We start from the raw sequence: 12,304 nt of genomic DNA on the forward strand, positions 1-12,304 counted from the left end.
GTATTTGTTGGTCTGATGGTATACCAGTATTTTTTCTTTGCAAGGGCTTTTAGGCTGAACCGATAAACGTGGTGCTTTCGTCGGAAACTCAGCATTTATTGGGCTTTCGGCTGGCCTGCAGGCCGCAGGATCATTGAAGATGGCGTATCAGCTGGCGCCGTAAACTACGGATCAGTCTTGTGAAATGTTTGGAATACCATAATATGGTCTGCATCTGAGGGGCGACCAAAGAGTTCCCCCGGTTTGGCTTCATACAAAGATAAGAACAGACAAACTCGAGTTCATGCATATGTCCCAGATGTCCCGGCAAGATCCGTTGATCGAGAATCACACGGTCGACTACGTCCCACTCGCGGAACGCCACGGGAAGGCCCGCGACCTTTTCACCTTATGGTTCAGCACCAACATTGCGCCACTGCCGATCGTCACCGGGGCCATGGTGGTTCAGGTATTTCATCTCGACTTGTTCTGGGGGCTGCTGGCGATTGCGCTGGGGCACCTGATCGGCGGGGTGGTGATCGCGCTGGCGTCGGCGCAAGGCCCGCGCATGGGCATTCCGCAAATGGTTCAGAGTCGTGGTCAGTTCGGGCGTTACGGCGCACTGCTGATCGTGTTTTTTGCGGCGCTGATCTACATCGGTTTTTTCATTTCCAACATCGTGCTTGCCGGTAAATCGATTGTCGGTATTGCGCCGTCGGTGCCGGCACCTTTGAGCATTCTGATTGGCGCGCTGGCGGCCACGGCGATTGGCGTGATCGGCTACAACTTCATTCACACACTGAACCGCATCGGCACCTGGGTGATGGGCAGCGCGCTGCTGGCCGGATTCATCTACATATTTGCCCATGACTTGCCGGCGGACTTCCTGACGCGCGGCAGCTTCAACCTGTCGGGCTGGCTGGCGACGGTGTCGCTGGGGATCATCTGGCAGATCAGCTTCTCGCCGTACGTGTCCGACTATTCGCGTTATTTGCCGGCGGATATCGGTATCGCCAAACCGTTCTGGGCCACTTATCTGGGTGCGACGCTGGGCACGATTCTGTCGTTCAGCTTTGGCGCGGTGGCGGTTCTGGCGACGCCGGAAGGCACCGAGGCGATGGTGGCGGTCAAGCAGTCCACCGGGTGGCTGGGACCGATTCTGATGGTGCTGTTCTTGCTCAACATCATCAGCCACAACGCGCTGAATCTGTACGGCGCGGTGCTGTCGATCATCACCTCGATCCAGACCTTCGCCAGTCAGTGGACGCCGAGCATCAAGGTGCGCGTGCTGTTGTCGAGCGTGGTGCTGGCGGCTTGCTGCGTGGTGGCGCTGGGTGCTTCGGCGGATTTCATTTCGCAGTTCATCGGGCTGATTCTGGCGTTGCTGCTGGTGCTGGTGCCGTGGGCGTCGATCAACCTGATCGACTTCTATCTGATCAAGCGCGGCAGCTATGACATCAGCTCGATTTTCCGCGCGGACGGCGGCATTTACGGGCGTTTCAATCTGCACGCGATCATTGCCTACTTCATCGGCATCATCGTGCAGTTGCCGTTCGCCAATACCTCGCTGTACGTCGGGCCGTACGCCAATCTGGTGGACGGTGCGGATCTGTCGTGGCTGTTCGGCCTGGTGGTGACGGTGCCGCTGTATTACTGCCTCGCCACACGTGGGCAGACCCGGCAGAGCAGGGCGGCGCGGTTGAGTTATACCGACTGACCCGAACCTCAATATAACCGTGGCGAGGGAGCTTGCTCCCGCTGGACTGCGCAGCAGGCCCCTGCTTTTCTGAATTGAAGAGCGAGGTCCGCTGCGCGGCCCGGCGGGAGCAAGCTCCCTCGCCACAAGTGGTGTTTGCCAAGACCTTGTGCATTCGTGCGGTCATTCATATTGGCCATTTCGATCCCCTTTTGGCCCATCCCCCACTGTGCCACGACCGCGTGGTCGGCAAGAATCAAAGCCATAACTAAACGCTGGACTTTGCTTGCCCTTGGCTACCTTTACAGCCGCTGCCGTGTACAGAACATAAAAACCATCGATCTCACGTCGCATTCCGGGGAAACAACCATGGTCACGATGAAACGCATTCTGGGTGCCACCGTGTGTGGGCTGACGCTGCTGGCCAGCGCGGTACACGCCGAGCAGCGCGAGCTGCGGGTCTACAACTGGGCGGATTACATCCTGCCGTCGGTGCCCAAGGATTTCGCCGCGAAAACCGGCATCAAAGTGACCTGGGACACCTTCGACACCAATGAATCGCTGGAAGCCAAGCTGCTCACCGGCAACTCCGGCTATGACCTGGTGGTGCCGTCGAACCAGTTCATCGACACTCAGATCAAGGCCGGCGTGTTCCAGAAACTCGACAAGTCGAAACTGCCGAACTGGAGTCACCAGGATCCGGCGCTGCTCAAACTGCTCGACGCCAATGACCCTGGCAACCAGTACGGCGTGCCCTACATGTACGGCACGGTACTGATCGGTTTCAACCCGGCCAAGGTCAAGGCAGCGCTCGGCGACAACGCGCCGGTGGACAGCTGGGATCTGGTGTTCAAGCCGGAGAATATGGAGAAGCTCAAATCCTGCGGCGTGGCGATGCTCGATTCGCCGTCGGAAATTCTGCCGTTGGCCCTGCATTACCTCGGCCTCGACCCGAACAGCCAGAACCCGGCCGACTATGAAAAGGCCAAGGACCTGATGCTGAAGATTCGTCCGTACGTGACCTACTTCAACTCGGCCAAATACATGACCGACATCGCCAATGGCGACATCTGCGTGGCCATCGGTTACTCCGGCAGCTTCTATCAGTTCGGCAACCGTGCGAAAGAGGCGGGCAACGGTGTGGTGGTTGACTGGCGCTTGCCGAAGGAGGGCGCGCCGATCTGGTTCGATACCTTTGCCATTCCGAAGAGCGCGAAGAATGTCGAAGAGGCCCACGAATTCCTTAACACTTTGCTGGATCCGAAAGTCATTGCGCCGATCAGTGATTTCCTCGGCTACCCGAACGTGAACAAGGATTCGATGCCGCTGGTGAACAAAGATATCACCGGCAATCCGAACCTGACGCCAACGCCTGAAGCCCTGAAAACCCTCTACGTGGTCCAGCCACTGCCGCAGAAACTCGAACGCGTACGCACCCGGGTGTGGACCAGCATCAAATCCGACAAGTAACCCCCCCCCTGTAGGAGCTGCCGCAGGCTGCGATCTTTTGATCTTGTTTTTCAGCAAGCAAAATCAAAAGATCGCAGCCTGCGGCAGCTCCTACAGGGATTGGGTTGGGTCTTCCTTGCGGGTGATGAGTAGGCTCAACACCACCGACCCCAGTATCACCCCACCGACCACCGCCAGCGACCACTCCACCGGCATGTGTAACCACGGCATCAGCGTCATCTTGCCGCCGATGAACACCAGCACGATCGCCAGTCCGTACTTGAGCAAATGAAAGCGGTCAGCCATGTCCGCCAGCAAGAAGTACAGCGCCCGCAGGCCCATGATCGCGAAGATATTCGAGGTGAACACGATGAACGGATCGGTGGTGACTGCGAAGATCGCCGGGATGCTATCGACCGCAAACATCAGGTCGCTGGCCTCGATCAGCACCAGCACGAGGAACATCGGCGTGGCCCAGCGCACACCGTTCTGCAGCACGAAAAAGCGTTCGCCGTGGAAGCCCTGGGTGATCCGCATGTGTCCGCGCACCCAGCGCAGTAGCGGGTTTTTGTCGAGATCAGGTTGCTGCTCGGCAAACATCAGCATCTTGATCCCGGTGATGATCAAGAACACCCCGAAGGCATACAACAGCCACTCGAACTGCGACACCAGCCACACCCCGGCAAAGATCATCGCCGCGCGCATCACGATCGCCCCGAGCACGCCATACAACAGCACCCGCCGTTGCAATTCCGGTGGCACGGCGAAGTAGCTGAAGATCATCACGAAGACGAACATGTTGTCGATCGACAGCGACTGCTCGATCAGATAACCGGTGAGGAATTCCAGGGTCTTGCGCTGGGCAATCTCGGCGCCGAATTCGCCGTGCAGATACCACCAGAGCAATCCGGCGAAGGCCAAGGCCAGTGCGCACCAGGCGATCACCCAACAGGACGCTTCCCGCACTGAAACGCGGTGTGCCTTGCGTCCGCCGAAGACGAACAGATCCAGTGCAAGCATGGCGAGGACGAAGACGATAAACGCGCCCCACATCCACGGTTCGCCGATGTTGATGTTGGTGGTTGGCATGGCAATCTCCCTGTCTTTTATGTCGTTGGAGGCAGACCGGGACATGCTAGCGAGGAGTGAATGCCAAGGAAAAATCGTATATTTCTGAGGCAGGATTCGATAAAAACGAAGTGTCTGGCTTTTTTGCGGCAGGCATCATTTGCAATGACGAACGGCATTCATGCGTGAATAGCAAAGAAATTTTTAGCGTGAATTCATTTGGAAGGCACAGCTGCCAAACACTGCGGGCAGGCACTTACCCGTTTGGCATTGATGCGTGTTTACGAATGACTTTCCTATTGTGGAGGATTTTAAAGAGGACCCGTCGCCCGCAGTTCTAATCTGCCCTCCACTTTGTAGGACGTTCCACCGGACTCTATTTGAAAATCAAATTCTGCGTAGATTGATTCTTTTATGTTTTCTCGCTTAAGTTTGATTTCGCCCTTGTCACTCGAAATGATCCCTCCAGCGGAAATGACGCTGGCACGCACACGGCTTTCGTCACCTTTCTCAATCGGGTATGTGCCGCTTTCGAGCTTCTGATCAATGATGATAGTAATCTGGTAGAAATCGTCCGCTGTGTGATGTCGGCCGATGACACTGACTGAACCGGGAACCAAGGAAGCATAAATAAACAGATTCGGTTCGAAACTCGGAATGGGCGGAAAATCAGGGGTGAATTTGGCTTTGTAGTATTTATCCTCGGGTTGCTGTTTTACTTTGATGGGTAATGGCTTCGAGTTTTCATCGACGCCAAGTTGTTTAAGCAGAATGGCATTGCTCATGGTTGCGTTCCTTCAGTGCTCAACGGTTTTTGGGGTTTCTAAATGAAAAGCCCATTGAGCGAGAACGTTACTCGCCGTCCTGTTCGACCGATACTGTCAGAACTATCAGTTGTCAGGTATGGGGGAGTGTGTTGGCAGGTGTGTAGTGATGCAGAAACGAGTGGGGTTAATGCGCCGAAAGCGGATTGAGACCCTATCGAGCCTCAATCCAACCCTCTCTGTTACTTGCCGGCAGTCAGCGCCGGAGTGCGCGGCGGCACCTGACGTTTCGAACCGGTCGCCTCAAACGCCGAGGCCAGACGCAGCAGATTCGAGTCATCGTAAGCACGACCGGCGAAGGTCAGACCAACCGGCATGCCGATGTCGGCCATGATCCCCATTGGTACGGTGACAGTCGGCACGCCGAGATGGCGGATCGCCAGGTTGCCGTTGGCGACCCAGATGCCATTGCTCCAGGCGATGTCCGCTGATTCCGGATTGATATCGGCATCTGCCGGACCAACGTCGGCGTTGGTCGGGAACAGCACCGCGTCGAGTTTCAGCGTATCCATCCAGTCTTCGAGGTCGAGCTTGCGGGTCTTTTCCAGGCCGCGCAGGCCGTCCGGCAGGGTCGGGATCTGGTCCCACGGGGTGATGCCGCGTTGGGCCATGCGCACGTATTCGTCCATGCCGGCGGCCAGATCGCCTTCACGGTTGGGCAGGGTGCCCGGGTCGTGCGGGAAGATTTTCGGCCCGTCGACATCGGCCAGGCGATTGAGCTTCGGATCACCGTTGGCGCGCAGGAAATCGTCGAAGGCCCAGGCCGACAGGTCCCACAGTTCGTGGTGCAGGAACTCCTTGGAGACGATGCCGCGATTGAACACGGTCGGTGCGCCGGGGCGGTCGCCTTCGCAGTTGGAAACCAGCGGGAAATCCACTTCGATGACTTCGGCGCCGGCCGCTTCCAGGGCTGCGCGGGCCTGTTTCCACAAATCGATCACCGAAGGGCGAGTGTTGATGCGCTGCCCGGTCGGGCCGCCGATGCCCGGCGCTTCGCTGGTGCCGGCTTCAGGGTCGGCATTGATGTACATCTTCGGCACACCGAGGCGTTTGCCGGCCAGTGCATTGGGTTTCACCGCCAGTTCGGCGTAGGACGCCGGGCGTACCGAAGCAACGCTCGGGATCGGCACCCACGGCTGCAGGCGCCACAGATCGCCACGGGTGTCGGGGTCTTCGGCGACCACCACATCGAGCACTTCGAGCAGGTCGGCCATGGTCCGGGCGTACGGCACCACCACGTCCATGGTCGGCGTCAGCGGCCAGTTGCCGCGCACCGAAATTACCCCGCGCGATGGCGTGTAGGCGCACAAACCGTTGTTCGATGCCGGGCCGCGACCGCTCGACCAGGTTTCTTCCGCCAGACCGAACGCCGAGAAACTCGCAGCGGTAGCGGTGCCGGCACCGTTGGACGAGCCGGAAGCAAACGGCGCGGTCAGGTAGGCCGCGTTGTAAGGGCTTTCGGCCCGGCCATAGACGCCACGCTGCATGCCGCCATTGGCCATCGGCGGCATGTTGGTCTTGCCCAGGCAGATCGCCCCGGCGGCGCGCAGGCGTTCGATGGTGAAGGCGTCGCGATGCGCCACCAGATCGGCGAAGGCCGGGCTGCCCGAGGCGGCGGTCAGCCCCTTGACCAGATAGCTGTCCTTGGCGGTGTAAGGGATACCGTCGAGCGGGCCGAGGGTTTCGCCCTTGGCGCGGCGCGCATCGGACGCCTGGGCTTCAGCCAAAGCCTCGGGGTTGCGCACCACCACGGCATTCAGTGCGGTGGCGGTGTTCGGGCCATCGTAGGCGTCGATCCGGGCCAGATAGGCCTGCACCAGTTCAACCGCGGTGGTCTGGCCGGCGTCGAGCGCCGCGCGTAATTGAGCAATGGAGACTTCAGTGACTTCGATCATGCTGTTACCGCCGACAGGTTCGCTAAAGGGGTGGGTCATTATGGTTATGGTCGAAACGTGTAGAGAATTGCGTATGGACGAAACTCTACCCTGAACTTTGCCGAATGGCATGTGCTAATTCGATAAATATCGACAAAACTCAACGAAAAAATTCCCCTGGTGTCTCGCCAAACTGTTGCCGGAAGGCCGCGATGAACGCTGAGGTGGAGTCATAACCGCAAGCCAGAGCCACGTCGGTGACGCGTTCGCCACGTTCCAGCGGGGTCAGCGCGCCCAGCAGACGCAAGCGCTGACGCCAGGCGCGGAAGGTCAGGCCGGTGTCGCGTAAAAACAGCCGGCTGAGGGTTTTTTCGGTGACGCCGAATTTTTCGCTCCAATGGTTCAGGGTGGTCTGCTGTTCGGGATGTTGCTCCAGGCTTTGATAGATCTGCCGCAGACGGCTGTCCTGCGGCAGCGGCAGCATCAGGTCGATCTGCGGTGCCTCGGCCAGTTGATCGAGGATCACCTGGGCCAGGCGGCCATGGGCACCGTTCTCGTCGTATTCCACTGGAACCTGACTGAACGCGCGGATCAGCTCGCGCAACAGGTCGCTGACGCCCAGCACATGACAACGCTCAAGCGCCCAGCCGGCCACGCTGCAATCGATGTACAGGCTGCGCATTTCGGTGTGCGGCGAGCTGAACACGCGGTGCGGCACGCCCGCCGGAATCCACACCGCGCGCTCCGGTGGCGCGACGAAACGCCCGGCGCCGGTCTGCACTTCGAGCACACCCTGAATCGCGTACGACAATTGCACCCACGGGTGACTGTGACGCCGGGTCAGTGCGCGATTGGGCAGCGATTCGGTGCGCCCGTACAGCGCACGCGGCAGGCTGGGCAGCCCGGGAATGCTGCGCCGGAAGCTTTTCTCGTGTCCTTTAGGCGGCATCTGTTGGCTCTTCGGCGTTAGTCGGTAATTTCTGCTCACGTTAGAGTCGCAGTCACGTACTGGCAACCCCCGGATGAACAGACCCATGACTCGCCCAAGATTCCTGCCCGACAACTTCACCCTGACCCTGATCGGCGTCGTGCTGCTGGCCAGTTTCCTGCCAGCCAGCGGTCAGGTCGCGGTCGGGTTCGGCTGGCTGACCAACATCGCCATCGCACTGCTGTTTTTCCTCCACGGTGCGAAACTGTCGCGTGAATCGATCATCGCCGGTGCCGGCCACTGGCGCCTGCACCTGTTGGTGTTCGGCCTGACCTTCGTGCTGTTCCCGCTGCTCGGCCTGGCGCTGAAACCGCTGCTGTCACCGCTGATCGGCGACAAGCTGTACATGGGCATGCTGTATCTCTGCGCGCTGCCGGCCACCGTGCAGTCGGCAATTGCCTTCACCTCGCTGGCCCGCGGCAATATCCCGGCGGCGATCTGCAGTGCGGCGGCGTCGAGCCTGTTCGGGATCTTCCTCACACCGTTGCTGGTGACGCTGCTGCTGAACGTGCACGGTGACGGCGGTTCGACCCTCGATGCGATCCTGAAGATCAGCGTGCAACTGCTGCTGCCGTTCATTGCCGGGCAGATCGCTCGGCGCTGGATCGGCGCGTGGGTCGGCCGCAACAAGAACTGGCTGAAGTTTGTCGATCAGGGTTCGATTCTGCTGGTGGTGTACGGCGCATTCAGCGAGGCGGTCAACGAAGGTATCTGGCATCAGATTCCGGTAGTCGATCTGCTGGGGCTGGTGGTGGTGTGCTGCATCCTGCTGGCGCTGGTGCTGTTGGCCTCGACCCTGCTCGGCAAGGCGTTCGGTTTCAGCCAGGAAGACCGCATCACCATTCTGTTCTGCGGCTCGAAGAAGAGCCTGGCCACCGGCGTGCCGATGGCGCAGGTGTTGTTTGCCGGCAGCACGATTGGTGTATTGATTCTGCCGCTGATGCTGTTCCATCAGATTCAATTGATGGTCTGCGCGGTGTTGGCGCAGCGCTATGCCAAACGGCCGGAAACGGTGCCGGAGTTGATGGCGCAGGTTGATCCATAAACACTGCTTCCCGTGTAGGAGCTGCCGCAGGCTGCGATCTTTTGATCTTGAAAGTCAAAAGATCGCAGCCTGCGGCAGCTCCTACACGGGTTTTTTCTCAATCCTGTGTAACGTGTTTCGGCCCGGCCAGTGCCCAGGCAATCAGGCCAAACAACGGTACGAACACGATGGCGATAATCCACACGCCTTTGTTGCTGCCTTTGCCTGCGCTCTTGCGCACGCGGTTGATCGCCCACAATTCGATGATCACAAGAACGACGGCGAGTACGATCCAGACGGGTTCAATTTGCATGGGCTACCTCCTGATGGTCTTTCAGTTAGGTGAGCCCAAGCGCGCAGGGTTCATTTAAATTGCGCCACTGCCTCCCGAATATTTCACCGCAGCGGCTGCCCGCGACGGCACGTTGAGCGTACGCAACAGCGACGACACGTGGATGCGCACGGTGAACGGCGAGATATCCAGTTCCCGGGCGATCTCCTTGTTGGTCTTGCCTTGGGCAATCAGCCGCAGCACGTCCTGCTGACGCGGGGTGAGGGCGGTGCCGGTCTCCAGCGGCAGCAGTCCAGAAGGGGCGAACCTGACCAGCACTTCGCCTTCGCGGATCGCCAGAATCGCCTCGCCGATCTCATCCGGGGCAATGTTCTTGCCGATGAAACCGTCGATGCCGGCTGCCATCACTTCGCCGATCAACCCCTCGTCGTCGACCATCGACACCATAATCAGCGTGGTGCGCGGCAGTTTCCGGCGCAGCTCGGCGAGTTGGCTGATGCAGGTCAGGCCGGGGAAGCGCAGGTCGAGAATCAGTGTGTCCGGCTCGCTGCCGGCGGGCAGCAAGGCTAGCACAGCGTCGAGATCGCCGGCCTCCTCGATAGTCGCCTCGGGCAACAGGCGCTGCACGGTGCGCCGCATGGCTTCGCGAAACAACGGGTGATCGTCGGCTATGATGATGCGGCAAGTCATGACGTGACCCTCCCTGGATCAGCGTGGTTTACGGCATGCACCTTAGCACCGCAAACGCAGATTGCCTGCCGACCGCTGCTGAATCTGACGACTGTCGCACAAGGACGTTGCCCATGAAGTTCGAGAAAAACACCGAGCTGGATCAGGCCAATCTGCGGATTATCATCGCCAGCATCGCCATGGTTTACATCTGCGTGCTCGGTGTCTTGCCGGGTCAGCGCTTCGATGTCTATCTGCCGGTGGTGGTCTACATCGCGCTGTTTCTGTTGGCGTCGATTGTCTTGCGCCAGGCTATTGCGCGCTGGCCAGGGCATTACCCGGCGCGGCGGATTTTCGCGATGATCCACGATTACACCGGCACCTGTTTCGGCCTGGTGCTCGGCGGTGAAGCGGCGTTGCCGCTGTACGCGGTGATCATCTGGGTCAACCTGGGCAACGGTATGCGCTACGGCTCGCGCTACTTGGCGATTGCCACCGGGTTGGCGCTGCTGGCGTTGCTGGCGGTCTATCGATTGACGCCGGTGTGGCAGGCGCAGCCGTACATGGTGCTGATGTTGATGCTCACCAGCACGGTGATTCCGTTCTACGCGCACTTGCTGCTGGAGCGCACGCGCAAGGCTTCCGAAGAGGCGGTCGCGGCCAATCTGGAAAAGTCGCGGTTTCTCGCTCAGGCCAGCCATGATCTGCGCCAGCCGATTCACTCCATCGGCCTGTTTACCGCGTGCCTGCGCGAGTCGCGGCTGGGCGAGCAGGAGCGGCAACTGGTCGACAACATCGACCGTTCGCTGCTCAACGTTTCGCAGTTGTTCCGATCGATTCTTGATCTCTACACCCTCGACAACGGGCGCATTTTGCCCAGGCTGCAAGTGTTCAATCTCGGCGAGTGGCTGGCCGACCTGATCCGCCAGAACGCCGAGGCGGCGCGCTGGGCGGGCGTGGAGTTGCGCCTGCACCCGTGCCAGCACTGGGTGCAGAGCGATCCGGCGTTGCTCGCGACCATGGTGCAGAACGTGCTTTCCAACTGCTTCAAGTACGGCGCGCAACGCCCGGTACTGATTGGCGTGCGCAGACGCGGCAGCGGGCTGGCCATCGTGGTTTATGACCGCGGCAACGGCATTGCCGAGGAGCACCTGCCGAAGGTCTTCGAGGAGTTTTATCGGGTGCGTCAGGTGCGCGACAAGGACGTGGAAGGGGTCGGCCTCGGGCTGTCGATCGTCAAGCGTCTGGGGCAGTTGATCGGCGTCGATGTGGCGTTGCGCTCGCAGCTTGGGCGCGGCACGGCGGTCTCCCTGTATGGCTTGCCGGTGGCCGTGGCGCCGCAGTTGCCGGCCATGCGTGACGACGTGCGGCAGGCCGGCCTGTTGACCGGGCTGAAGGTGTGTCTGGTGGAGGATGATCGCAACGTCTTGCTGGCAACCTCGGCGCTGCTCGAGCGCTGGGGCTGCGTGGTGCAGGGCGAGTTGAGCGGAGAAAATCTGCGCACCGATTGCGACATCATCGTCGCCGACTACGATCTGGGTCCACATTCCACGGGTATCGAGTGCATTGACGAGGTGCGGCGCCAGCGGGGTTTTGCGGTACCGGCGATGATCATCACCGGGCATGACATGGAAAAAATACAGGCGGCCTTGCACGACCGCCAAATTGCCATCCTGTCCAAACCGGTACGCCCGGCCGAGCTGCGCGCGACCTTGCGCAGCCTGCGCGACCGGCAAACCGAGCCGGCCGAGCAGGTTTGACTCAACGCTTGCAGAGATAGTCCTGAGTGATAGTGGTTTGCAGGCAGTTGAACTGGCCCATGGTGCGGCAGATGTTTTTCTCCGAACCGGTGACCTCGGCGTTCTTGTAGCCCCAGGTCTTGCAGCGCTCCATGGCGACAGTGAGGCCTTGCGCGGCGTTGGTCTGGCCGCTTTCGAACTGGCCCAGTTCATAGGAGACCTGAACCACGCCGTCGTTCTTGCTGCCGCCGGTGGCTTCCCACTGTTTGGGCGTGGCGCAGCCGGTCAGGGCGAGGGCAGTGAGGGTGAGAGAAGCAATCAGGATTTTCATGATTAAACGTAGTCCTTTACCGAGGAAATGAATTACTGAACCGGGATCGGTGAGGCGCCCTTGGGCAGGCAGGACAGCGGCGGGGTCATGATGCCCATGCTCGCCACCGCGATAATCGCGCCGCTGGGCAACTCGCAGTTGTACTCGCCGGCCGGGGTGTACGCGGTGTAGTAGGTGAGGGTGCTGTCGCTGCGGATGTTGTCGATTTTCGACACCGGTTTACCGATGACCGTTTGCGCGCGTTCTTTCATGCTGGCTTCGGTGGGTTTGGCCGTTTGGCAACCGCTGGCGCCAAGCAGCAGGGCGCTGACGATCGCCACTTTGAGAAGGTTGGAATGCAGTTTCATGGTGTTTCTTCCTTGGTGTTGTTC

12 protein-coding genes are annotated in these 12,304 nt (G+C 59.9%); 4 read left to right on the forward strand and 8 right to left on the reverse strand.

The window, feature by feature from the left end; genetic code table 11:
- The first annotated feature begins 289 nt into the window (after positions 1-289).
- Both ABV589_RS26200 and ABV589_RS26205 read left to right on the forward strand, forming a co-directional pair.
- A complete protein-coding gene (locus tag ABV589_RS26200; protein ID WP_367084242.1) occupies positions 290-1,696 on the forward strand; it encodes a cytosine permease in 1,407 nt (468 codons plus the stop codon).
- Between the two features lie 348 nt (positions 1,697-2,044).
- Complete coding sequence (locus ABV589_RS26205) at positions 2,045-3,145, forward strand: polyamine ABC transporter substrate-binding protein (protein WP_047598364.1); 1,101 nt, start codon at positions 2,045-2,047, stop codon at positions 3,143-3,145.
- Positions 3,146-3,235: 90 nt separating this feature from the next.
- On the opposite strand, the gene ABV589_RS26210 is transcribed toward ABV589_RS26205, so the two are convergent.
- From ABV589_RS26210 to ABV589_RS26225, 4 genes are all read right to left on the reverse strand, one after another.
- Positions 3,236-4,213 carry a TerC family protein gene (locus ABV589_RS26210; protein WP_367084243.1) on the reverse strand — a complete coding sequence of 326 codons (978 nt, stop codon included), beginning with the start codon at positions 4,211-4,213 and terminating at the stop codon, positions 3,236-3,238.
- A gap of 290 nt (positions 4,214-4,503) precedes the next feature.
- Complete coding sequence (locus ABV589_RS26215; RefSeq protein WP_367084244.1) at positions 4,504-4,977, reverse strand: hypothetical protein; 474 nt, start codon at positions 4,975-4,977, stop codon at positions 4,504-4,506.
- 221 nt (positions 4,978-5,198) lie between these two features.
- On the reverse strand, positions 5,199-6,911 hold the full coding sequence (locus tag ABV589_RS26220) for an amidase (RefSeq protein ID WP_367084245.1): 1,713 nt from the start codon (positions 6,909-6,911) through the stop codon (positions 5,199-5,201).
- A gap of 139 nt (positions 6,912-7,050) precedes the next feature.
- A complete protein-coding gene (locus ABV589_RS26225) occupies positions 7,051-7,839 on the reverse strand; it encodes a helix-turn-helix transcriptional regulator (protein ID WP_367084246.1) in 789 nt (262 codons plus the stop codon).
- Positions 7,840-7,924: 85 nt separating this feature from the next.
- Between ABV589_RS26225 and ABV589_RS26230 the strand changes: the two genes are divergently transcribed.
- Positions 7,925-8,923 carry a bile acid:sodium symporter family protein gene (locus tag ABV589_RS26230; protein WP_367084247.1) on the forward strand — a complete coding sequence of 333 codons (999 nt, stop codon included), beginning with the start codon at positions 7,925-7,927 and terminating at the stop codon, positions 8,921-8,923.
- Positions 8,924-9,020: 97 nt separating this feature from the next.
- On the opposite strand, the gene ABV589_RS26235 is transcribed toward ABV589_RS26230, so the two are convergent.
- On the reverse strand, positions 9,021-9,215 hold the full coding sequence (locus tag ABV589_RS26235) for a PLDc N-terminal domain-containing protein (protein WP_007965735.1): 195 nt from the start codon (positions 9,213-9,215) through the stop codon (positions 9,021-9,023).
- Positions 9,216-9,269: 54 nt separating this feature from the next.
- Positions 9,270-9,884 (reverse strand): response regulator transcription factor, encoded by a 615-nt coding sequence (locus ABV589_RS26240; RefSeq protein WP_367084248.1) that lies wholly within the window; start codon positions 9,882-9,884, stop codon positions 9,270-9,272.
- 113 nt (positions 9,885-9,997) lie between these two features.
- Between ABV589_RS26240 and ABV589_RS26245 the strand changes: the two genes are divergently transcribed.
- Positions 9,998-11,623, forward strand: a complete 1,626-nt coding sequence (locus ABV589_RS26245; protein ID WP_367084249.1) for a hybrid sensor histidine kinase/response regulator — start codon at positions 9,998-10,000, stop codon at positions 11,621-11,623.
- Between the two features lies 1 nt (position 11,624).
- On the opposite strand, the gene yecR is transcribed toward ABV589_RS26245, so the two are convergent.
- Entirely contained in the window at positions 11,625-11,933 is a 309-nt protein-coding gene (yecR, locus tag ABV589_RS26250) for a YecR family lipoprotein (RefSeq protein WP_007965732.1), read from the reverse strand.
- A 32-nt stretch (positions 11,934-11,965) separates the two neighbouring features.
- A complete protein-coding gene (locus ABV589_RS26255; protein WP_108590560.1) occupies positions 11,966-12,280 on the reverse strand; it encodes a hypothetical protein in 315 nt (104 codons plus the stop codon).
- Between the last annotated feature and the right edge of the window lie 24 nt (positions 12,281-12,304).

It is taken from the genome of Pseudomonas sp. HOU2 (assembly GCF_040729435.1).
In the GTDB taxonomy this organism is placed as follows: Bacteria; Pseudomonadota; Gammaproteobacteria; order Pseudomonadales; family Pseudomonadaceae; genus Aquipseudomonas.

What these genes read in the sequence shown, in the direction of transcription:
- ABV589_RS26230 (WP_367084247.1), top strand. Translation starts at nt 7,925, where the DNA reads ATGACTCGCCCAAGATTCCTGCCCGACAACTTCACCCTGACCCTGATC.
- ABV589_RS26200 (WP_367084242.1), top strand. Translation starts at nt 290, where the DNA reads ATGTCCCAGATGTCCCGGCAAGATCCGTTGATCGAGAATCACACGGTC.
- ABV589_RS26215 (WP_367084244.1), bottom strand. Translation starts at nt 4,977, where the DNA reads ATGAGCAATGCCATTCTGCTTAAACAACTTGGCGTCGATGAAAACTCG.
- ABV589_RS26205 (WP_047598364.1), top strand. Translation starts at nt 2,045, where the DNA reads ATGGTCACGATGAAACGCATTCTGGGTGCCACCGTGTGTGGGCTGACG.
- yecR (WP_007965732.1), bottom strand. Translation starts at nt 11,933, where the DNA reads ATGAAAATCCTGATTGCTTCTCTCACCCTCACTGCCCTCGCCCTGACC.
- ABV589_RS26210 (WP_367084243.1), bottom strand. Translation starts at nt 4,213, where the DNA reads ATGCCAACCACCAACATCAACATCGGCGAACCGTGGATGTGGGGCGCG.
- ABV589_RS26240 (WP_367084248.1), bottom strand. Translation starts at nt 9,884, where the DNA reads ATGACTTGCCGCATCATCATAGCCGACGATCACCCGTTGTTTCGCGAA.
- ABV589_RS26245 (WP_367084249.1), top strand. Translation starts at nt 9,998, where the DNA reads ATGAAGTTCGAGAAAAACACCGAGCTGGATCAGGCCAATCTGCGGATT.
- ABV589_RS26235 (WP_007965735.1), bottom strand. Translation starts at nt 9,215, where the DNA reads ATGCAAATTGAACCCGTCTGGATCGTACTCGCCGTCGTTCTTGTGATC.
- ABV589_RS26220 (WP_367084245.1), bottom strand. Translation starts at nt 6,911, where the DNA reads ATGATCGAAGTCACTGAAGTCTCCATTGCTCAATTACGCGCGGCGCTC.
- ABV589_RS26255 (WP_108590560.1), bottom strand. Translation starts at nt 12,280, where the DNA reads ATGAAACTGCATTCCAACCTTCTCAAAGTGGCGATCGTCAGCGCCCTG.
- ABV589_RS26225 (WP_367084246.1), bottom strand. Translation starts at nt 7,839, where the DNA reads ATGCCGCCTAAAGGACACGAGAAAAGCTTCCGGCGCAGCATTCCCGGG.